General features: G+C 59.3%; 18 protein-coding genes. 4 read left to right on the plus strand and 14 right to left on the minus strand.

Going from position 1 to position 21,088, the window contains the following annotated elements:
• Positions 1 to 17: 17 nt before the first annotated feature.
• The 12 genes from argJ to uvrA all read right to left on the minus strand — a co-directional run bounded on the left by argJ (position 18) and on the right by uvrA (position 14,888).
• The gene (gene argJ / locus CSING_RS07215; RefSeq protein WP_042530997.1) at positions 18 to 1,175 is read right to left on the minus strand and encodes a bifunctional glutamate N-acetyltransferase/amino-acid acetyltransferase ArgJ; all 1,158 of its coding nucleotides are present in this window, start codon (positions 1,173 to 1,175) and stop codon (positions 18 to 20) included.
• A 55-nt stretch (positions 1,176 to 1,230) separates the two neighbouring features.
• Positions 1,231 to 2,274, minus strand: coding sequence for an N-acetyl-gamma-glutamyl-phosphate reductase (gene argC, locus CSING_RS07220; protein ID WP_042530999.1), 1,044 nt, complete (start codon positions 2,272 to 2,274; stop codon positions 1,231 to 1,233).
• A gap of 175 nt (positions 2,275 to 2,449) precedes the next feature.
• A complete protein-coding gene (locus CSING_RS07225; RefSeq protein WP_042531001.1) occupies positions 2,450 to 2,902 on the minus strand; it encodes a hypothetical protein in 453 nt (150 codons plus the stop codon).
• Between the two features lie 150 nt (positions 2,903 to 3,052).
• Complete coding sequence (gene pheT, locus CSING_RS07230; protein WP_042531003.1) at positions 3,053 to 5,575, minus strand: phenylalanine--tRNA ligase subunit beta; 2,523 nt, start codon at positions 5,573 to 5,575, stop codon at positions 3,053 to 3,055.
• A gap of 26 nt (positions 5,576 to 5,601) precedes the next feature.
• Entirely contained in the window at positions 5,602 to 6,648 is a 1,047-nt protein-coding gene (pheS, locus tag CSING_RS07235; RefSeq protein ID WP_042531005.1) for a phenylalanine--tRNA ligase subunit alpha, read from the minus strand.
• 97 nt (positions 6,649 to 6,745) lie between these two features.
• Complete coding sequence (locus tag CSING_RS07240; RefSeq protein ID WP_042533273.1) at positions 6,746 to 7,546, minus strand: TrmH family RNA methyltransferase; 801 nt, start codon at positions 7,544 to 7,546, stop codon at positions 6,746 to 6,748.
• Between the two features lie 160 nt (positions 7,547 to 7,706).
• The gene (locus CSING_RS13315; protein ID WP_084226181.1) at positions 7,707 to 9,365 is read right to left on the minus strand and encodes an alkaline phosphatase; all 1,659 of its coding nucleotides are present in this window, start codon (positions 9,363 to 9,365) and stop codon (positions 7,707 to 7,709) included.
• 222 nt (positions 9,366 to 9,587) lie between these two features.
• On the minus strand, positions 9,588 to 9,971 hold the full coding sequence (gene rplT / locus CSING_RS07250; RefSeq protein WP_005323264.1) for a 50S ribosomal protein L20: 384 nt from the start codon (positions 9,969 to 9,971) through the stop codon (positions 9,588 to 9,590).
• A 56-nt stretch (positions 9,972 to 10,027) separates the two neighbouring features.
• On the minus strand, positions 10,028 to 10,222 hold the full coding sequence (gene rpmI, locus CSING_RS07255) for a 50S ribosomal protein L35 (protein ID WP_039675593.1): 195 nt from the start codon (positions 10,220 to 10,222) through the stop codon (positions 10,028 to 10,030).
• Positions 10,223 to 10,258: 36 nt separating this feature from the next.
• The gene (infC, locus tag CSING_RS07260) at positions 10,259 to 10,828 is read right to left on the minus strand and encodes a translation initiation factor IF-3 (RefSeq protein WP_084226182.1); all 570 of its coding nucleotides are present in this window, start codon (positions 10,826 to 10,828) and stop codon (positions 10,259 to 10,261) included.
• Between the two features lie 218 nt (positions 10,829 to 11,046).
• Positions 11,047 to 12,054 carry an S-adenosylmethionine synthetase gene (locus CSING_RS07265; RefSeq protein WP_201773940.1) on the minus strand — a complete coding sequence of 336 codons (1,008 nt, stop codon included), beginning with the start codon at positions 12,052 to 12,054 and terminating at the stop codon, positions 11,047 to 11,049.
• Complete coding sequence (gene uvrA / locus CSING_RS07270) at positions 12,051 to 14,888, minus strand: excinuclease ABC subunit UvrA (protein ID WP_042531009.1); 2,838 nt, start codon at positions 14,886 to 14,888, stop codon at positions 12,051 to 12,053. Before uvrA ends, CSING_RS07265 begins: the two co-directional genes overlap by 4 nt.
• A 77-nt stretch (positions 14,889 to 14,965) precedes the next feature.
• Here uvrA and CSING_RS07275 point away from each other — a divergent pair, with 77 nt between their 5' ends.
• From CSING_RS07275 to CSING_RS07290, 4 genes are all read left to right on the plus strand, one after another.
• The gene (locus CSING_RS07275; RefSeq protein WP_042531010.1) at positions 14,966 to 15,568 is read left to right on the plus strand and encodes an MBL fold metallo-hydrolase; all 603 of its coding nucleotides are present in this window, start codon (positions 14,966 to 14,968) and stop codon (positions 15,566 to 15,568) included.
• A 72-nt stretch (positions 15,569 to 15,640) separates the two neighbouring features.
• Complete coding sequence (locus tag CSING_RS07280; RefSeq protein WP_042531012.1) at positions 15,641 to 16,564, plus strand: DoxX family protein; 924 nt, start codon at positions 15,641 to 15,643, stop codon at positions 16,562 to 16,564.
• A gap of 80 nt (positions 16,565 to 16,644) precedes the next feature.
• The gene (locus tag CSING_RS07285; RefSeq protein ID WP_144403124.1) at positions 16,645 to 18,945 is read left to right on the plus strand and encodes a HelD family protein; all 2,301 of its coding nucleotides are present in this window, start codon (positions 16,645 to 16,647) and stop codon (positions 18,943 to 18,945) included.
• Between the two features lie 10 nt (positions 18,946 to 18,955).
• A complete protein-coding gene (locus tag CSING_RS07290) occupies positions 18,956 to 19,966 on the plus strand; it encodes an App1 family protein (RefSeq protein WP_042533279.1) in 1,011 nt (336 codons plus the stop codon).
• A 76-nt stretch (positions 19,967 to 20,042) separates the two neighbouring features.
• On the opposite strand, the gene CSING_RS07295 is transcribed toward CSING_RS07290, so the two are convergent.
• Both CSING_RS07295 and CSING_RS07300 read right to left on the minus strand, forming a co-directional pair.
• On the minus strand, positions 20,043 to 20,483 hold the full coding sequence (locus CSING_RS07295) for a universal stress protein (protein ID WP_042531016.1): 441 nt from the start codon (positions 20,481 to 20,483) through the stop codon (positions 20,043 to 20,045).
• Positions 20,484 to 20,595: 112 nt separating this feature from the next.
• A complete protein-coding gene (locus CSING_RS07300; protein WP_042531017.1) occupies positions 20,596 to 21,045 on the minus strand; it encodes a universal stress protein in 450 nt (149 codons plus the stop codon).
• Between the last annotated feature and the right edge of the window lie 43 nt (positions 21,046 to 21,088).

Here is a 21,088-nt window from a genome sequence, read left to right on the forward strand (position 1 = left end):
AGTCCTCCTTTAAAATTCTACGAGCTGTACGCGGAATTGATTTCCACGTAGTCATGGGAGAGATCAGTGGTGCGTACAAAGGCCGTACCCGGTCCACCCGTGCCGAGATCAACGCGTACGTCAATGTCTGTACCGGACAGGTCCACGTCGCGCGCGCCCGGCGCACCGGTGGAACCGAGGCACACGGCCTGCTCATTGAAATAGACGGAGATATTGTCGGGGTCCATTTCCGCCTCCGCCATGCCTACAGCGGCAAGCACACGACCCCAGTTGGGATCAGACCCAAACATGGCGCATTTGAAGAGGTTGTCGCGACCTAGAGTTCGTGCGGCGTTCAAGGCCTGCTCGTCGGTCGCGGTGCCCTCGACGGTGATCTTCACACGTTTGGTTACACCTTCGGCGTCTGCCTGAAGCTGGTCTGCAATATCGGAGCAGACCTCCAAGACGGCGGCATCGAGTTCTTCTTGGCTGGGTTCTATGCCGGAAGCACCTGATGCCATGATGATCACGGTGTCATTGGTAGAGGTCGAACCATCAACGTCCAAAGTGTTAAAGGTCTTATCGCTGGCATTCTGCAGCGCGGAGTGTAGCGCCTCGGGGCTTGCTGCTGCGTCGGTGGTCAGGCACACGAGCATCGTCGCTAGGGAGGGCGCCATCATGCCCACGCCCTTGCCCATCGCCCCAACGCTCCAGCCATTGCCGGAAAAGGTTGCTTCCTTGACCACCGTATCGGTCGTCATGATGGCCTCCGCGGCTGCGTGACCATGTGCCTTATCCGCACCTAGGTTGCCCGCCACATCGTCAATACCAGCCAGAGCCTTGTCCATCGGCAGCACTTCACCAATCAGACCCGTCGAACATGCAGCGATGTCAGCCGCCGGGATAGCAGTTCGTTCGGATACCGCCGCCACCATGGCCGCAGCATCCTTATCGCCCTGCACGCCGTTGCAGGCATTAGCATTTCCCGAGTTATAGATGACCGCCTGCAGTTGACCATTCGCCACCGCCTCACGGGAAAGCTTAACGGGTGAAGCAACCACGCGGTTTCGGGTAAACACGGCCGCAGCATTGAAATTAGGACCCTGGTTGATAACGAGCGCCATATCAGGCTTGCCGGAGGGCTTAATTCCAGCAGTTGTTGCTCCAGCAATGAAACCAGCGGGGGCGGTAATCATCAGTGTGTCTCCTTCGGTTACGTGAGAGGTACTACTCGAGGCTTTGTGAAAAGGCTTAAGGCGCCACGGCCGCTTGCGGGAGACCGAGGGCTTCTTCCCATCCCAGGGTCAGGTTCATACACTGCACGGCCGCACCCGCAGTACCTTTGCATAGGTTGTCCAGCGCGGCGGTAATAATCAGACGCTGTGCATTCTCATCCGCGTGCGCCTGTATATGGACCATGTTGGTGCCGACGACGTTCTGCGTTTCCGGCTGTTTTCCTTCGTCTAGTACGTGACAGAAGGGCTCGTCAGCGTAGAAGTCACGGAATACCTCATAGACGCTGTGCTTATCGACGTCCCCCTTGAGCGGCGCAGTGATCGTTGCCAAGATGCCTCGGGGCAACGGGGCAAGGACGGGAGTGAAGCTTACCGACACGGTGTCGTCAGTAAAGGGTTGCAGGTTCTGGACGACCTCGGGTGTATGACGGTGGGTTCCACCAGGCTTATAGGCTTTGAGGTTGCCCATGGTTTCCGCGCCCAGCTGGGCAACTGACGCCTTCTTACCTGCTCCGGAAACGCCCGTAATCGCGATGATAGAAAGCTCTGGCTCGATGAGCTTCTTCGCCACTGCCGGCAAGGCGCCCAGGGTTATCGCGGTGGGGAAACACCCCGGCACGGCAACTCGGTTGCTACCCTGAAGTTTCTCACGGTTGCCGGGAACCTCCGGAATGCCATAAGGCCATGAGCCGGCATAGTCCCCGCCGTAGTAGGCATCCCAATCATCCTTATTGCGCAGCCGGAAATCTGCCGCACAGTCAATCACAGTGACAGACTCCCCTAGCTGCCAACCAATCTCCGCTGAGTGACCATGGGGCAGACCGAGAAAAACAATGTCGTGGCCGGCGAGATTGGCCGGTGTAGTGTCCTCAATGACACGATCCGCCAACTGCGGCAGATGCGGCATGAGTTCAGATACTCGTTGTCCGGCGTTGGAATGTCCAGTGAGTGAGCCGATACGCAGCTCGCCGGACAGATAGGCCGGGTGGGAGAGCAACAGGCGCAGGATTTCGCCGCCTGCGTACCCTGTGGCTCCTGCGATTGCTACTGAAATAGTCATGGAGCTCACCCTAGCAAACAATGCAGTGGACCGAATGTTATTCAGGAAAGGAATTCCCTGTTTACCTCATCTTAAAATCACCAACACCCGGAAGTCTCCACTTTGAACGTGGATTTTCCCGGGTGTTGGTGAAGGAAAGGAAGGAGGTATAAAAAGAAGGAATGAATAAGGATGGCTAGAGGGCGCGGGAAGAGATGGAACCCATACCTTCTGGTCCCGAGACAGCCTTCTTGCCGGCGTAACCCAGGTAGCCCTTCGGCCCCACAAAATGCAGGCCACCCTGGTTATCGGCCACGACGGTTACCTCGTTGAACTGGTGAATCTGGCCTGGCTGCAGGTGCTTAAACTGCTCAGCCACCATGCCTTGGTTCCAGCAGCCGGCATGGGAACGGCCGGCGTGGTAGCTGAACTGTGGAACCAACTCGTTCGGCGGGTTGCACTCTGGGCGGGTGGCCCGTGCACCAGAAGAAAGGCAGCTGATGTAGGTGCCGTCAATGTTGGTGGCGTCGCAGGTTACTGTGCCGTCGGCGTTTGAGAAACCGTGTGTGGGGTTGGCTGAGGCCAATGGCGCCACAGCCAAGGCACTGCCGATTGCGGCAGTAGCGGCAAGACGGGAAATGAATCGCATAGTGAGGATAATCCTTTCGGTGTGGAAACGCTGTGCCACCCAGGTTATGGCGCAGCCCACACCTGCGCCACAGGAAGGGGATCGCTCCCCGACCTACCGTGTCCTCTGCGGTTCTCCCGGCCGCCTCATACCAGCTGCTCAGGCCGCGCGTTAGGCGCGCATTTCCGCACCCAAGCGTTGCTTCGCCAGCTCCGCGGCAGCAAGACGGTGCTCGTTAACCTCATCATCCGTTAGCGTGCGGTCACCGGCACGGAAAAGCAGCTGGAACGCTAGGGACTTTTTGCCCTCACCAAGCTGCTCGCCACGGAAGACATCGAAGAGCTCCACAGACTCCAGAAGCTCACCGGCACCCTCTTCAACCACCAGGCGAACCTGCTCAGCAGGGGTCTCCTCGTCTACGACCAAAGCAATGTCCTGGTGCAGCGCCGGGAACGCGGATAATACCGGTGCCGGGAACTTCTCATCCAGAGGCAATGCGGTGACGTCAAGCTCCATGGCACAAGTACGCGCCGGAAGCTCAAGCGCCTCAAGGACCTGCGGGTGCAGCTCACCTGCGTAGCCCACAACGGACTCCGCGCCGTCCTCACCAGCAACGACGATGGCAGCACAGCGGCCCGGGTGCCACGGCAACTGCTCCGCAGCCTTAACGGTGACGTCAACCCCTGCAGCGCGTGCCGCCTGGCGTGCGGACTCGATGGCATCGGCATAACTATAGGCGCGTCCACTACCCCACGGACCTTCGTGTTCGATATTGCCAGTGGCCACGGTGGCCACGTGCAGCGGCTGCTCTGGCAAGGTGTTCAGAAGTTCAGAGACGACATCGTCGCTCGGGCGAGAATCCACCGAGGGCATCGGAGAGGATTCAGCGCGCTTGAACGCCACCTGCTGCAGACCGAAGAGGGCGAGGTCATGGCGACCACGGGCGACATTGCGTGCAATAGCTTCCAGCATGTTCGGCAGCAGAGTCGTGGACAAGATGGCCTTGTCGGACTCCAGCGGGTTCTGCACGGCTACGGTCTGGCGGCGAACATCATCCTTGTCCAAGCCCCACACGTCGAAGGTGTCGTTGGCCACGAACGGCGACGGCAACACTTCGGCATAGCCGGCGTACGCCAGGCCGTGCCCGATGGCGCGGCGTCGTTTCTGCGCCGGGGTTAGTCCGCGGCCTCCGGCCGGCGTCGGCAGGATGGTCGGGATATCTTCCAAGCCTTCCAGACGCAGGATTTCCTCAATCAGGTCTACATCCATGCCGATGTCCGTGCGCCACGTGGCCGGGGTAACCTGCAGCTCATCACCGTTGTCGGTGACGTCACAGCCCACCTCGCGCAGGCGCTGGATAACGGTCTCACGGGAGTACTCCACGCCGGCGTACTCGCTGGGCTTAGCGGTGCGCAGGGTGATGGGATCGCGCTTGGCGACGTCTCCCACGAGCGTCCGGCCAGACTCAATGGTGCCGCCGGCAATCTGCTGCAGCAGCGCGCAGGCGACGTCGAGGGCGACCTCAACGATGGCTGGATCCACACCGCGCTCGAAGCGGCGAGACGCCTCCGAGGACAGCTTGTGGCGGCGAGACGTGCGGGCGACGGTAATCGGATCCCAGATGGCGGATTCGAAGTAGACGTCCGTGGTCTCATCGGAAATTTCGGAGGTCGTACCGCCCATCACTCCGGCGAGCGACTGGATTCCGTTGTCATCGCAGATGACCACGTCGCCGGCAGACAGCTCACGCTTGACGTGGTCCAGGGTCTCAAACTTCTCCCCTTCCGCAGCATTGCGCACCACAAGATTCCCGCTGACCACGTTGGCGTCGAAGGCGTGCATCGGGGCACCCAGCAACAGCATGACGTAGTTGGTGACGTCGGTAGCCACGTTAACGCTGCGCTGGCCCGACAGCATGAGCTCGCGCTCCATCCAGAACGGCGTGCGGGCGGTGGGATCAATACCCGAGACCTTGCGCAGGCCAAAGCGCTGGGCTTTGGTTTCGTCCCGCAGGTCAACGTCGATAAGCGCGCCCTGCGGCTGCGGAACAGCCGACGTTTCCACTCCAGTCACGCTCGGGTCCTGTGCCACGTCCGGGAAGGTGAGGTCGAACGCCGAAGCGACCTCTCGCGTCAATCCACGTGCAGACAGTGCGTATCCGCGATCCGGGGTGATGTTGACGTCAAAGACGGTGTCTGACAGCCCAATGATGGGACGGGCGTCCTCTCCAATCTTGTCCGCTACCTCATCACCCAGCACGATAATGCCGTCAGCCTTCGGGCCGAATCCGAGCTCGGCGGCGGAACACATCATGCCGTTGGAGATGTGGTCATAGGTCTCACGCGCGGCGATTCTGAAACCGCCAGGCAGCTCAGCCCCCGGAAGGGAGACCACCACGTAGTCGTTAAGGCGGAAGTTACGGGCACCGCAAATAATGCCCTGCAGCTCCCCCGTACCATTGGCCTGCCCCACGTTGACCTGGCAATAGCGAATCGGCTTCTTAAACTGCGTGAGTTCCTCGATCTCAACGACCTGGCCAATCACGAGCGGGCCCGTAGTCTCCGGAAGCGCCTCGTAGCCCTCCGTTTCGAAGCCCACGCGGACGAATCCGGAATCGAGGTCCTCAGAGGACACGCTCCAGCCGGAGTTTGCAGTGCCCAGGATGCGGGTAACCCAGTCTTGGGAAATAAGCATTGTTCTTCTCTATCCTTTCTGGGTTCTTATGCCTGCACGCCGAAGGGCAGGGTGAAGCGGACATCGCCTTCGACCATGTCACGCATATCGGTCAAGCCATTGCGGAACTGCAGAGTGCGCTCCAGGCCCATGCCGAAGGCGAAGCCGGTGTATTCCTCGGGATCGATGCCGACTGCGCGCAAAACGTTGGGGTTGACCATGCCGCAGCCGCCCCACTCGATCCACCCGGCGCCACCCTTCTTGTTGGGGAACCAGACGTCAACCTCAGCGGAAGGCTCAGTAAACGGGAAATAATTGACACGCATGCGCGTGGTGGTCTCTGGTCCGAAAAGTACCTTGGCCAAGTGCTCGAGCGTACCGCGCAGGTGGGCCATCGTCAGGCCTTTATCCACGGCAAGGCCCTCCACTTGGTGGAACACGGGAGTGTGAGTCGCATCCAACTCATCAGTGCGGAAAACACGGCCGGGGCACGCGATGTACAGCGGTACGTCGCGCTCCAGCATGGTGCGGACCTGTACCGGAGAGGTGTGGGTACGCAGCACCTGCTTAGACCCTTCCTTTCCTACGTGGAAGGTGTCCTGCAGTGTGCGGGCGGGGTGATCCGGCTTGAAGTTCAGGGCATCAAAGTTGAAGTACTCAGCCTCCACCTCTGGACCATCAGCGATTTCCCAGCCCATACCCACGAAGATATCGGCGATACGCTCCGACAAGGCAGTAATCGGGTGCAGTGCACCGGTCTGCGCACGGGTAGTCGGGATGGTGACGTCCACCTTCTCAGCCTTGAGCTGCGCAGCGCGCGCTTCCTGCTCCAAGACCTCACGAATCTGCGCGAAGGTCTTCTCCACCTTGCCACGCGCCATGTTCACTGCCCGGCCAGCGTCTTTGCGCTGGTCTTTCGGCAGTTGGCCAAGGGACTGGCGGGCCTGCGGGATATAGCCACCGTCACCAAGGTGATCGCGGCGTGCCGCGCTGAGCTCGTCGAGATCACTCGCGGCCTCGAAGGCAGCGATGGCCTTCTGCGCGGCGGCCTCGAGGGCTTCTTCGGTCAATTCGATCTGAGGTGTATCGGACACGTGCCTTAATTACCTTCTTCTCGCAGAAAAACTAACGCGAGCTATCTTACCGTGCTACCAGACACCTGTGCCCACCAGCCCTAGGGCAGTCAGAATGCTAGATGGCCTGTTGCTTGGCTGACTCGTACAGGCAAATGCTGGCCGCCGTGGCCAGGTTCAACGACTCTGCGCGGCCAAGAATCGGAATGCGTACCCGCATGTCCGCCTCATCTTGCAGATCGCCGAGCCCATGGGCTTCGTTACCAAACAACCATGCCGTGGGCTGGGAAAGGTCTGCGTCCGCGAGGTCTACTTCCCCATCCGCTGCCGTGGCCAACACCTGCATCCCGGATGAGCGCAGCTTTCCTAGAACGTCCTTAATATTGGGGTCTCGGGCAACGGGGATGTGGAACAGCGAGCCTGCCGAAGCTCGCGCCACCTTGCAGCCCAACGGATCCACAGTCTCCCCTGCAAAAATAACGCCATCAGCGCCCATGGCATCGGAGGTCCTAATCAGCGTTCCTGCATTGCCTGGCTCGGACGTGAGCACTGGAACAGACACCAGCTTCGGCTTACCCGCCATAATCTTGCCCGCTGTCCACAGAACAGGACGGCACACAGCGAACAAACCTGTGCTCGTTGCCGTATCCGAGAGATGCTTCGCTGCCTTATCTGTGATGGGATGCACGTAGACGTCCATATATCCGCATGCCGTCACAATATGGGCAAAACGCTCCGCAGCTTTTTCGGTCACAAAAACGTCCGTCGCCGCACCCGTGGATACTGCCGCATCGACGGCGTTTTCGCCCTCAATAATGAAGCGCTCTGCCTTCTTGCGGTTGGCCGTTCGGTGCAGTTTGGCGGCATTGACCACGCGAGGGGTGCGCTCCGTAAAGGCAGCCGAAAAATCTAATTCCATGGCCTTGACCGTACCCACCAATCGGGGCATTGAAAAGTCCCGCCGCGAGTGCTACTCCCCCGTCTAAACATCAACCCTCACCCCAGGACGATGCGAGGGTTGATGATGGTGATAACGGGGAGACGTCGACAAGCACGGCACCGAAGTCCGCCAAGAATTCCTAGCGCAGGCCAACCTTTTGAGCCAGGTGAACAAGTGCCTGCGGGTTGATGCTGACAAGTCCGGTCTGCTGAGCAAGTGCCGCAAGCGCTGCCACTACAGCTGCGAGGATGCCCATACCGGCGGCAACGCCAGCGCCAAAGTTCGTGCTGCTGCCAGCTTCCCCATCGTGTTTCGGGGTCTTGCTGGGCTCGGACGGTTTCTCATCTTCGGACGGCTTCGGGGCTTCCTCGGACGGAGACTCGTCGCCCGAAGCAGTGGCACCTTCAGTCCACCACTGGTCGAAGACGAGATTGGCCACCGTGGTGTTGTCAATGAAATCACCACGCACCGGATCGGTTCCCGCAGCGTGAGCCTTAATGTCCGCAGAACCTGCGCCCTTGAAGAAGAATGGAACAAGCTGGTTCGTGTGCTGGCCGGAGTACCAGCCGTGGCGGCCAACCTCCTCCTTTGCGCCTACCATAGCGTTGAACTTGTTGTCCGCTTCGGGGTTCTTGTCCGTCGGAACCTCGTTGGCACCAGACAAGTATCCAGTCTCGTGGTCAGCGGTGACGATGAGGAGGGTGTCCTCCCAGGAGGAGTTCTTTTCAACCCACTCAATCGCCGCATCGACGGCCTTGTTGAAGTCCTGGGTTTCCTCAATATCGCGTACCGGGTTATTGCCGTGTCCAGCCCAGTCGATGGCACCGCCTTCAATCATGACGGAGAATCCATCGTCATCCTGGCCCAGCGCATTCAGCGCACCGGTAGTCATAGTGGGCAGATCCACAACATCGTTGAGTTTGTCCGAGTACGGGGCCTCGGCCTCACCGGTGCGGGAATTCTGGAGGGTGGAGCCTACCTGGGCGATGCCCCAGTACTTCGTGCCCGGCTCGACGTCACCGCCGGCCATCTTCTGAAAGTCATCGTTGGACTCAAAGTAGGTCCAATCAGTCTGGCCCTCAGATAGCTTGGCGTAATCATCCTCGTAGATGAAGCTGTAGTCCGGAGTATCGAGCTTCTCATGGTCGTTGTTGTAGAAGGGGTGGCCAGCGGCCATCACAAGGTCGAGGTCGCTGCCGAGCATCTCCTTGGTAATGTCCTGCAGCTTATCGCGGTCCATGTTGTGTGCGGCCCACGCAGCAGGAGTTGCCTCGGAGTAGGCCACCGAAGAGACTACGCCGGCAGACTTTCCCTGCTTCTTCGCACGCTCCGACATGTTTTCTTCCTTCATGCCGTAGTGCGACATGCCGAGGATTCTGTTGTTGGTCTTAACGCCAGTCGCCATAGCTGTACCCGCGGCAGCAGAGTCCGTGATCTTGCCCTCCGTGACATACTCATGGGTCTTCCACGCCTGTTCCGGATCGTAGGAACCACCCATAGGGAACGTTGCCATGGACAGTCGGTTGAACTCCTCATAGGACTGAACCGGCTCGCCGTCCTTCTCTTTAAGTTCCTCATCGCCGAAGTCACCGTCGACGAGGTACTTCGACTGACCTGTCTCATAGAGATTGGTCAAAGCTAGGTGGCCATAGCCCATGCCATCACCAATCATGTAGATGATGTTCTTGGGGCCAGTGTGAGTATCCTCAGCGGCAACCGCTGGGCTCATACCCAGGGCAGCAACGGAGGCAGAAGTTACAACTGCCACGGCAGAGGTGGCGAAACGCGAGAGTGTCATCTGTGAAGTTATCCTTGCGAAACGTGACGAGTAATGAACAGCTGGAAGATTAATATTCACGCGTGACAGCCGGGCTACTGGTCTGTATATAGAAGATGAATGAATAAATAACAACTATCGCGTTGGATCGCGGAAGCGCCGAACCCCAGGGACGCACAAAGCCCACCTTCTCCCAGTGTATGGGAGCAGGTGGGCTCAGAATAACGCGTCTACGTCAGGTGCTTAGGCAGCCTTCGGAGCGTTGACGTCCTCCGGCAGAGCAGCCTTAGCGGCCTCGCAGAGTGCGGAGAAAGCCTCGAAGTCATTGACGGCAAGCTCAGCGAGGATCTTGCGGTCGACCTCGATCTCAGCCAGGCGCAGGCCGTGGATGAGACGGTTGTAGGTGATGTCATTCATACGAGCAGCCGCGTTGATGCGCTGGATCCACAGCTTGCGGAACTCGGACTTACGGGCGCGACGATCGCGGTAAGCGTAAGTCATGGAGTGCAGCCACTGCTCCTTGGCCTTACGGTACAGGCGGGAACGCTGGCCGCGGTAGCCCTTAGCGGACTTCAGGATCGCGCGGCGCTTCTTCTTGGCGTTAACTGAGCGCTTTACTCGTGCCACAGTAATACTTCCTTATCTTGATTGTGAGTGTGTGGGGATGGGGAGTTCGGCGCTAACTAGGCGCGGCCGAGAAGGCGCTTGATGCGCTTGGTGTCTGCCTTGGCAACGTCCTCGGTGCCCTTCAGGCGACGGGTGCGCTTGGACGGCTTGCCCTCCAGAAGGTGGCGGCGGTTAGCCTGCTCGCGACGCAGCTTGCCGGAGCCGGTCACCTTGATGCGCTTGGCGGTGCCCTTGTGAGTCTTCTGCTTCATGAGAATTAAATCCTTAAATCCTAAGTGGAGCGTGGTCTACTTCTTGCCCTTGCGGACGGGTCCCAGGACCATGGTCATGTTGCGACCATCCTGCTTGGGGCGCGACTCCACGACGCCGATGTCGGCGACGTCGTCAGCCAAGCGCTCCAACAGGCGGAAACCGAGCTCCGGTCGCGACTGCTCACGACCACGGAACATGATGGTCACCTTAACCTTGGAACCCTTCTCCAGGAAGCGCACCACATTACCCTTTTTGGTCTCGTAATCGTGATCATCAATCTTCGGACGGAACTTCTGTTCCTTCACCACAGTCTGCTGCTGATTCTTACGGGACTCGCGGGCCTTCTGAGCCTGCTCGTACTTAAACTTTCCGTAATCCATGATCTTGGCTACGGGCGGCTTCGCGTTCGGCGCAACCTCGACCAAGTCAAGATCCGCTTCGTACGCAAGCTTGCGAGCATCGTCAGTACGAACGATGCCCACCTGTTCACCACCGGGGCCAACTAGACGGACCTCGGGTACTCGGATGCGCTCATTAATGCGAGCTTCAGCGCTGATTGTGGTTCTCCTCGATTGTGGGGTTAGTAGTGTGCCTACCGTGACCACAAACGAATAAATCCCGGGTGCCACTGGCAACCGGGAGTTTCTAACAAGCACGCACCACTCACGTGGCACCTACTCTTTACCTTTATCCTGCACCTACACAAAGTGTGAAGCGCGGCTTCGGGTGGGAGAAACTCCGCTTGCGGCCCAAGTACCTCCTGGAGGAGGCGCTACGGGCGGTAGTGGGATCAACCCTAACACCCACGGGGCACGGAACCAAATCACCGCACGGAGGTGCGTGTCGAGGCGGTGCTTGACGACGCCCCCGAGGTCATTGTCACGCTTGACCGAGCCCCCGTCGCCGTCGCCGCGCTGCTCACGGAACTGGTGGCACTCGTGGGTTTCGGTTCACACTCCTCCACTGGTTTCAGCGTACCTGCATCAAGTGCCTCAGTGACCACACGATCAACACCAGCCGCAAGGACGTTCAAGGCTGGGATAGCCTGTTCAGCACTTACTCCTGGCATGGTGACCTCGATTGCCAAGCCCACGGAGCCGCCACTTCCGGTATCGCGCACGCCAAGCTGGCGGTGAGTGTAGCTGTTGTCTTCCTCGGACAGGCCCCAGCCGCCCTTGGCGCGCGTGTCTGGAAGTTTGTCCAAACCGTTGTCCTGCCACGCAACAATCTGGTCCATCACTTCATAGACGTACTCCGCTTCGGGGATACACGGCAGATGCGAACCAAACACAGCTTGGTCCTTCAACAACCAGGTTGAGTAGCCGAACGGTTCTTCCAGTTCGCCGCGGGAATCGTACTCCGCCAGCAGCTTTTTCACGGCCTGCCCGGCGTCTCCCTCGTTCCACCCCACGTGGGACCACAGGGCATACGCCGCGTCGTTATCAGATTCCTTAATGGCCAAGTCAACAAGGTCGGAACTGGCACCATCACGCAGCGCAGCAATGGCAATCGGCACTTTGACTGTGGACCATGTCGGCTCCTCTCCTCGAAGCCCTACCTGCACTGCACCGGTGCTATCAGCCACGGCCACGCCAGCGCGGATCTCATAGTCCTCAAAGTCGGTTTCGACCCCACGGATGACCTCGTTTAGTGCGGCCTTGATGTCATAATCCGAGGCCTGCCCAGTACGCATGACGCTGTGGTCCGTCTCCTCCATCGGCCCAGGCGCATTGTCAGGCCGCGAGCAGCCGGTTACTGCTGCGCATGCAGCAAGACTCACGGCTGTTAACGACGCACCGAGGCGCGGGGGCGTCATGGTGGTTCGGATCACAGCATCTCCTTGAGGAAGCCTCCAGTATAGGAACCTTGGACTTTGGCCACGTCCTCCGGCGTTCCCTGCGCCACGACGGTGCCGCCACCGGACCCGCCTTCCGGCCCCATGTCCACGATCCAGTCCGCCGCCTTGATGACGTCCAAGTTGTGCTCGATGATGATCACTGAGTTGCCCTTGTCCACGAGGCTCTGAATGACGAGCATAAGCTTGCGAATGTCTTCGAAATGCAGACCGGTAGTCGGCTCATCCAGGATGTAGACGGTGCGCCCCTTCGTGCGCTTCTGCAGCTCGGAAGCCAGCTTCACGCGCTGGGCCTCACCACCCGACAAGGTCGTTGCTGCTTGACCAAGACGCACGTAGCCAAGGCCCACCTCCGCCAAGGTGTCGAGGTACCGGTGGATAGAGCTAATCGGTTCGAAGAACTCAGCCGCCTCTGCGATGGGCATGTCAAGGACTTCAGCGATGTTCTTACCCTTATAGAGCACTTCAAGGGTTTCGCGGTTATAGCGCGCACCTTGACAGACCTCACACGGCACGTAGACATCCGGCAGGAAGTTCATCTCAATCTTGATGGTGCCGTCACCCTGGCACGCCTCGCAGCGCCCGCCCTTGACGTTGAAAGAGAAGCGTCCTGGTTTATACCCACGAACCTTGGCTTCCTGGGTCTCAGCAAAGAGGTTACGAATCTTGTCGAAGACACCCGTATACGTCGCTGGGTTGGAACGCGGGGTGCGGCCGATTGGGCTCTGGTCAACCTGCACAAGCTTGTCCAGGTGCTCGACACCTTCCACACGCTTGGCGCGTCCTGGTACCTGGCGGGCACGGTTTAGTTTGTTCGCCAGGGTCTTCGCCAGAATCTGGTTGACAACGGTGGACTTGCCTGAACCTGAGACGCCGGTGACACAGACGAGTACGCCAAGGGGAATCTCTACGTCAATGCTCTGCAGGTTGTTCTCGCGTGCGCCCACGACCTTGAGCATGCGCTCGCGGTCAATCTCGCGGCGCGAATCCGGAACAGCGAGTTCCTTCTTCCCGGACAAGTACTGGCCGGTGAGGGACTCTTCGACATCCTCAATACCTGCGGGCTCACCTTGGTAGACCACCTGGCCGCCGTACTCGCCAGCACGTGGGCCGACATCAACAAGCCAATCGGCTTCGCGGATGGTGTCCTCGTCGTGTTCAACGACAATGAGGGTGTTGCCAATATCGCGTAGGCGCTTGAGGGTCTTGATCAGACGTTGATTGTCGCGCTGGTGCAGACCAATAGAAGGTTCATCCAGCACGTAGAGCACGCCGGCGAGTCCGGAACCAATCTGGGTGGCCAGACGAATTCGCTGCGCTTCACCACCAGACAACGTCGAGGCGCCGCGGTCGAGAGTGAGGTAGTTGAGGCCGACGTCGAGAAGAAAGCGCAGGCGGGCCTGAATTTCCTTCAAAACAGCACCGGCAATGATCTCCTCACGGTGGCCCAGCACCAGCGAGTCCAAGAACTCCGCCGCGTCCTCGATGGACAGCGCGGTCAGACCTGCAATGGATTGCTCGCCGTGGGCAGTCGACGCCAAGCGCACCGCAAGAATCTCCGGCTTAAGACGAGTACCGCCACAGGCATGACACGGCACGCGGCGGGTGTACTGCAGCAGGCGGTCCTTCTGTGATTCAGAATCTGTTTGCTCCAGCTTGCGCTCCAGGAAGCCAATGGCTCCCTCAAACGGCGCGGACCAATTCCGCTGGCGGCCGTAACGGTTCTTGTAGCGCACCGTCACTTCCACATCCGAGCCATAGATCAGCGCGTGGCGCTGCTCCTTGCTGAGCTCGGACACCGGCGTCTGTGGGTCAAAGCCGAGAGTCTTGGCTAGACCCTCGACAAGCTTGACAAAGTACCGGGAATTCGGGCTCGATGTCCACGGCTGAATCGCCTCCACCGCCGGTGCATCGGGGTCTGGGATAAGAAGATCCACGTCCACCTCAAGGCGGGTACCCAATCCGTCACAGACGGGGCAGGAACCGAACGGTGCGTTGAAGGAAAATGCCCGCGGCTCATATTCCTCGATCGCCAGCGCATGACCGTTGGGGCAGGCAGCCTTTTCTGAGTAGGTATGCGTCAGTTCTTCACGGTCAACGAAATCGAGGGTCACTAGACCGTCCGCTAGTCGCAGCGCCGTCTCCACTGAATCGGTGAGGCGCTGTTTTTGGGACGCCTTGACTTGCAAACGGTCCACCACGACATCAATATCGTGTTTAATCTGCTTCTTGAGCTTCGGCGGATCGCTGAGCTGGTGCAGTTCACCGTCCACGCGCACACGAGAGTAACCCTGCGCTGCCAAGTCCTTGAACAGGTCTACGAACTCGCCTTTGCGGCGGCGGACCACAGGGGCCAACACCTGAAATTTCAGCTTCTCCTCATGGCCCAGCACTTCGTCGACGATTTGTTGTGGGGTCTGTCGCTCGATGACCGCATCACATTCCGGGCAATGCGGGGTACCCGCACGGGAAAACAGTAGACGCAGGTAGTCATAGATTTCCGTAATCGTGCCCACAGTAGAGCGCGGGTTGTGGTTAGTGGACTTCTGGTCAATAGACACAGCCGGAGATAGTCCGTCAATAAACTCGACATCCGGCTTGTCCATCTGGCCGAGGAACATACGAGCATACGAGCTCAAGGACTCCACATAGCGGCGCTGGCCTTCGGCAAAGATGGTGTCAAAGGCCAAGGAAGACTTGCCTGAGCCCGACAGACCGGTAAACACCACCAGTTTATCGCGTGGGATATCGATATCCACGCCCTTGAGGTTGTGTTCACGAGCGCCTCGTACGACCAAACGATCAGCCACTGATTGCTGCCTTCCTACACAAGAGAATGTTCGTTCTAGGGGGTTCTGGATCAGAATCTACCCGTAAGGTGGGACACATGAACAACGCACTCGAGCTTCATAAAATCTCCGTCTCCGAGATGGACAACAATTGCTACCTGTTGTGTGCTGGCGATGAGGCGCTGCTTGTCGACGCCTCCGCAGACGCCCCCGCCCTCCTGTCCCTCGCTGCCGATCACGGCGTTTCCATCACCGCGGTGCTCACCACACACCGCCACTGGGACCACGTCCGTGCACTTGAAGAGGTCCTTGAGAAGACCAGTGCCACGCACTATGCCAGCTTTCTCGACTCCCCTGCCCTGCCGGCGGCTGTCGATGTTGAACTGGAACATGGTGACACTCTGCCTTTCGCGGGCTATGAGTTTCCGGTCACGATTCTGCGTGGCCACACCCCAGGCGGTGCGGCCATCGCGGCGGACATCGACGGTGTGACCAACCTTTTTGTGGGCGATTCCCTGTTTCCCGGCGGCGTGGGCAAGACCACCTCGGAAGGAGACTTTGTTCGCCTGTACAAGGACGTGACACAAAGACTTTTTGACGTATTCCCTGACGAGGCCATTGTCCGGCCCGGACACGGTGATTCCACCACCCTTGGGGCGGAACGTCCACACCTCGAGGAATGGTGGGAGCGCCGGTGGTAACAGCGATTGCTGGGTGATCCGCGTACTATGGTGTGACGAACGTCTTTACATATCTAATGAATGGAGCACGTCATGATTCGTAAGCTTGCCCGTCCTATGCTGGCCTCTGTGTTTGTCTGGGATGGTGTGGATACCCTCCGCAACACCTCGGAGCACGTCGCGGACACCGAGTCCGTGCTTAAGCGCCTTCGCAAGGTACTGCCCCGTGAGTACGCAGGCTACATCCCGAATGACCCGGAGCTGGTTACCCGTGCACTTGGCGGTGCCAAGACCGCAGCTGGCACGTCCTTTGCGCTGGGCAAGGCTCCACGCACCTCGGCAGCTGTGCTGGCACTGACTCACATTCCGAATCTTGCGGGTAACTCTTTCTGGTCTGCTGATTCCAAGAAGGACAAGGAAGCCCAGCGCACCAACTTCATCACCAACACGGCGCTTCTCGGTGCACTGGCCATTGTCACCCAGGACACCGAGGGCAAGCCGTCCCTGCGCTGGCGCACCGCGAAGGCGTCCGAGCGCGCCAACAAGAAGATCCAGGCTGCCCTCCCGGGCAAGTCCGAGCAGCAGAAGTTCGCGGAGGACGTGTCGAACCGCGCGAGCGACATCTCCTCCGATGTGACTGCAAAGGCCACTGATTGGTTCGAGACTGCCAAGGACTACGTCGAGGACAACCGCGATGATTGGGAGTCCACCGGCCGTGACTTGCTTGATAACGCTCGCTCCTTCGTTGAGGACACCGCTGAAAGCGCCCGCGAGTTCTTCGACGACAACAAGGATGACTGGCTCAACGCCGCCCGCGATAACACCGAAACCGCTCGCAAGGGCCTGGTGAAGGCTGCTGGCAAGGCCCAGGATCGCGCCGATGTGGCCCTGGCCAAGGCAGATTCCATCGACAGCAAGCGTGCCAAGAAGAAGGCTCGTAAGCGCGCCGAGAAGCTGCAGAAGGTTGCGTCCAAGAAGCTGGACAAGGCCTTCAAGAAGTTCGGCGACAGCTTCTAAAAGCTTCCTGTACTGCGGATCTTTCCCGTAGACGCACCGTCAGCAATGAGGGCGGTGGAGAGGACAACGGCTCAGCGACTATGCTGGGCCGTTGTCCTTTTTCTATTACCTCCGTGTCGTCGAGAAGCCTTCACACGCACCCAAGGAGCCTCGTGTCTGATTCCTCTCCCACAACTCACGCCGATACCACGAACGAACTGAACTCTGAGATTGCCAAAGAGCAGGTTTATGTCGACGGCCTGTTTGCGCGTCTCGACAATGAGGTGCAGACGGCGAATGAGCGGCTTAATGAGGTCCAGGCGGCTGTAGATCCACACACACCTGATGCTGATGCGTTGGTGCGCCGCGAGACCGAGTACCACGGCTTGCAAGCCAAACTCGATCGCCTCAATCTTGCTCAACTGGGACTGGTGTTTGGACGTATCGATATCGATGCCCCCGGTGACAACCCCACTCCAGAAGGACTCGATCGCCGCTATATCGGGCGCATGGGCCTTGATGCCCGTGAAGAGGACTACCGCACTCTTCTCTTGGACTGGCGCGCGCCTATGGCTAGGCCTTTCTACCTCGCGACTACAGCACACCCGGAGGGTGTGCACATGCGTCGCCATATCCGAACAACGGGCCGAACCGTCACTGGGGTTAGTGATGAAGTTCTCGATGGCGAATCAGCTGTTGAGGATAGTGACGTGGCCAGTGAATCCGCGCTACACCACGTCATGCAGCGCGCACGCACCGGCCACATGCCTTCCATTGTGGAAACCATCCAACGCGAGCAGGACGAGATCATTCGCGATAGCACGCGTGGCGTCATGGTGGTCGAAGGTGGCCCAGGCACGGGTAAGACCGCGGTAGCGTTACACCGCGTGGCCTACCTGCTGTACACCTACCGTGAGCAGCTCGCCGCCACCGGTGTGCTTATCGTGGGCCCCAATTCCACCTTCTTGGAATACATCTCTCGAGTGCTGCCCGAGCTCGGTGAGACCGGCGTGGTTCTGTCCACGATCGCTTCTCTCTTCCCCGGCATCGATGCAACTCACCCCGAATCCTTGCTCGCCCGCGAGATCAAGGGCTCTGAGGCTATGGCTGAGATCCTGAGCAACGCCGTCAAGGATTATCAGTGTCTTCCCGAGGAACCCCGCGTTATCGATATCGACCGCCTTGAGCTCACTGTCACGGCAGACATGGTCAAAGCCGCTCGTACCCGCGCGCGGCGCTCGAGAAAGCCTCACAATGATGCTCAAGGCGCTTTTGCCGAGCACCTCATCGAATCATTGGCTCAGCAGATGGCGGAGCGCATCGGTGCGGACCCACTCGGCGGAGCCAACCTGCTCTCCCGCGCTGACGTCGACCAACTCCACGATGATCTTGCTGAAGAACCGCTCATCACCGATCTCGTCGACGAGTTCTGGCCTCACTTGTCTCCCACCGAGGTCCTCGCAGAGCTGCTCAGCAACCGCGAGCGTATCGACTCCGCGGCGAGTGCCTATGACGAGGAGACACGCGGGGCGCTGTACCGCGTGAATGGTACGGCTTGGGCCGCATCGGACGCAGCGCTTCTCGACGAGCTCGCGGTGCTCATCGGCATGCCCGACCCTGAAGCCGAACGCGCCGCCGAAGACAGGCAATGGCGCGAACAAGTCGCCGAGGCTGAGGACGCTCTGGACATCCTGAGCTCCTCTGACTCGACCGATAATGACGATGACATGTTCGAGGCCGAAATTCTCTCTGCCCACGACGTCATTGACGCCGAGCATCTCGCCCGTCGTCACGAAGTGCGTGACTCCCGCACCACCGCGCAGCGCGCCCGGGAGGATTACACGTGGGCCTACGGACACGTCATCGTTGACGAAGCACAGGAGCTCACCCCCATGGAGTGGCGAATGATTTTCCGCCGCAGCCCGTCACGGTGGATGACTCTCGTGGGCGATACCTCCCAAACCGGCTCCCCCGCCGGCGTGGATGAGTGGGCAGCAACGCTGGAGCCTTTCGTGGGCCAGCGCTTCCGTCAACATGGACTCACGGTCAATTACCGCACCCCACGTCCCGTCACGGAACTAGCAAACCGCCTCCTAGCGGAGATTAACCCGGACGCCACGCCAAGTATTGCGGTGCGAGATGGGGATGATGTCACCTGGCATGCCAGTGCCCCTGATCAGGAGCCTGGAACCTTCACTGGCCCCGACGGACGCCTCCATGCCGTCATCACTGCCGCAAATGTCGAGGAAGTAAAAGGCCTCGAATTCGACCACGTCACGGTGATCAACCCCGACGATATTGTGGCGGCCTCCACGCAAGGTATCCACAACCTCTATGTGGCGCTGACCCGCGCAACCCAGACGCTGACGATCGCTGGGCGCTACTCGGAGGTTTTCGGATAATCTGGTGCGCATGGCACTTTCCGATATCGCCCGTAAGATTGAGTTCACCACTAATTCCGTGACGGTGAAGCGCTCAGCCCGCAAAGGCTGGCAGCCCTCCATTACCGGATATTCCGGGTATGGAAATGAGCATTTCGTCCATGTTTTGGGCCGAGTACTCATGCACGATCCCGAATCACAGGACACTGATACGTGGGCGCAACGCGGCTACCGCCAGTTCTTCACTATCCAGGTTCCACGTCACGAGGTAGAAGTCACCGTTGGCGGAAAGACTGTCGCCGGCACCAGCAATCACAACGGCTACATCGATGTTCTTGTCCATGACCATGGTCTCGAGCCTGGCTGGCACGAAGTCAGCATTCGTGCCAAGGGAGCGGAAGAAGTTACGGCTGAAGTCCTCATCGTGAGTGCGGACACTGAATTCGGCGTGGTCAGCGATATCGATGACACCATCATGGTCACCTGGCTCCCCCGCGCCATGATCGCGGCCTGGAACTCCTGGGTTAAGCGCACCAATACCCGCACTCAGGTCGAAGGCATGGCGTCCTTCTACCGTGAGATTGCCGCGGAGCACCCTGGTGTGCCTTTCATCTACCTCTCTACCGGTGCGTGGAACACCTACGACACCTTGGTCACCTTCATGGAGGAGAACGGTTTCCCACGCGGACCGCTGCTGCTCACTGACTGGGGTCCCACTCCTACCGGGCTGTTCCGCAATGGCCAGGAGCACAAGCGCGTGCAACTTCGAAACCTGTTCATTGCCTTCCCAGCGCTGCGGTGGTTACTCATTGGGGATGATGGCCAGCACGATCCGCTGACCTATGCGGATGCTGTGGCCGAGCACCCAGACCGGGTGGCCGCGGTGGCTATTCGAAACCTCTCCCCGCAAGAGCAGCTGCTCGCGCACGGTTCATTGGCTCCACTTGCCAGGGTCAACGACCAAACGTCCTTCAACATCCCCCTTATCCAAGGCGCTGACGGCACGGCCCTCGCGCGTGCTTACCGCAAGCTACGTTTCTGACTCTTAACCCACAGACCCCTCGAAAACAAGAAACGCGCGGCCCCGGTAGGGAAACCGCGCGGTGGCTTTGTGGGGCCTAGTTGACCGTGTGAACGATCATGACGTCACAGTCGGATTGACGAGCCACGTCAGCCGGAACGGACCCCAGCAGGCGGCCGGTCAAGGAGTTGATGCCGCGGTTACCCACGACGAGCAGGTCAGCCTGATTGTCGTTGACGATAGACATCAGGGCCTGAACCGGGGTACCCGGGCGGACAGCGGTCTCGACGTTCTTCACGCCAAATTTCTCTGCATGCTCCTTGCCGGAGGTTAGGTTGGCCTGGGCCTTTTCATCACCGAGGATGGTGACGGAATCCTGGCGCAGAGTCTTGGACGCCTGCTCTTGGTTCTCGTAGTAGGCACAGCCGATGATGAGGGTGGCATCGAAGGCTGCAGCGATCTTGGAGGCACGCTCCACTGCGAGCAGGGAAGACTTGGAACCGTCGGTACCGACCACGATCTTGTTGTAATCGCTCATGATGACCTTTCTTCGCGAGCCTCCAATCACGGGAATCTCGCTTGACAATCAATTAAACTTTTCGCGCACCCGCTAGTTTAACAACGCGGGTGCCAACACGTCGATTGGAATTCTAATCTTCGGTCGTGTTGACCACGACCACGTCGGCGTGAGCCTTGCGGGTGAGCTCCGTAGCCACGGAACCAAAGACACGTCCACGCACGGAATGGATGCCCTTATTACCCACAACGAACAAGTCAACATCGTGGTCACGGCCGACCTCGATGAGCGCATTGACGGGGTCACCGGACTTGGCAATGATCTCGATACGCTGTGCGCCTTCGCTGTGCGCGATCTCGGCAGCGTTGTTGAGGTAATTCTCCGACATTTCCTCGCTCACCACGGGCACGCGAGCATCCTCGGCGTTCGGGGCACCCAACATCGAACCGGAGTGATTGTAGAACGCGGAAACAATGATCAGCGTTGCGTCGTAGGCACGTGCCATCGATGCGGCGGACTGCACCGCGCGTAGGGAGGTCTTCGATCCATCAGTGCCGACGGCGATAACGTTGTAGCTCAGCATATTTCTCCTTATAAGTGGTGTTTAATCTGTAAATAGTATGGCA

The organism is Corynebacterium singulare (assembly GCF_000833575.1).
GTDB lineage: Bacteria > Actinomycetota > Actinomycetes > Mycobacteriales > Mycobacteriaceae > Corynebacterium > Corynebacterium singulare.

Excerpts from the sequence above, each read along its gene's own strand:
- argJ (WP_042530997.1), bottom strand. The coding sequence starts at position 1,175 with ATGATTACCGCCCCCGCTGGTTTCATTGCTGGAGCAACAACTGCTGGA.
- argC (WP_042530999.1), bottom strand. The coding sequence starts at position 2,274 with ATGACTATTTCAGTAGCAATCGCAGGAGCCACAGGGTACGCAGGCGGC.
- CSING_RS07225 (WP_042531001.1), bottom strand. The coding sequence starts at position 2,902 with ATGCGATTCATTTCCCGTCTTGCCGCTACTGCCGCAATCGGCAGTGCC.
- pheT (WP_042531003.1), bottom strand. The coding sequence starts at position 5,575 with ATGCTTATTTCCCAAGACTGGGTTACCCGCATCCTGGGCACTGCAAAC.
- CSING_RS07240 (WP_042533273.1), bottom strand. The coding sequence starts at position 7,546 with ATGGAATTAGATTTTTCGGCTGCCTTTACGGAGCGCACCCCTCGCGTG.
- CSING_RS13315 (WP_084226181.1), bottom strand. The coding sequence starts at position 9,365 with ATGACACTCTCGCGTTTCGCCACCTCTGCCGTGGCAGTTGTAACTTCT.
- rpmI (WP_039675593.1), bottom strand. The coding sequence starts at position 10,222 with ATGAAGCAGAAGACTCACAAGGGCACCGCCAAGCGCATCAAGGTGACC.
- CSING_RS07275 (WP_042531010.1), top strand. The coding sequence starts at position 14,966 with ATGAACAACGCACTCGAGCTTCATAAAATCTCCGTCTCCGAGATGGAC.
- CSING_RS07280 (WP_042531012.1), top strand. The coding sequence starts at position 15,641 with ATGATTCGTAAGCTTGCCCGTCCTATGCTGGCCTCTGTGTTTGTCTGG.
- CSING_RS07285 (WP_144403124.1), top strand. The coding sequence starts at position 16,645 with ATGCTGGGCCGTTGTCCTTTTTCTATTACCTCCGTGTCGTCGAGAAGC.
- CSING_RS07290 (WP_042533279.1), top strand. The coding sequence starts at position 18,956 with ATGGCACTTTCCGATATCGCCCGTAAGATTGAGTTCACCACTAATTCC.
- CSING_RS07295 (WP_042531016.1), bottom strand. The coding sequence starts at position 20,483 with ATGAGCGATTACAACAAGATCGTGGTCGGTACCGACGGTTCCAAGTCT.
- CSING_RS07300 (WP_042531017.1), bottom strand. The coding sequence starts at position 21,045 with ATGCTGAGCTACAACGTTATCGCCGTCGGCACTGATGGATCGAAGACC.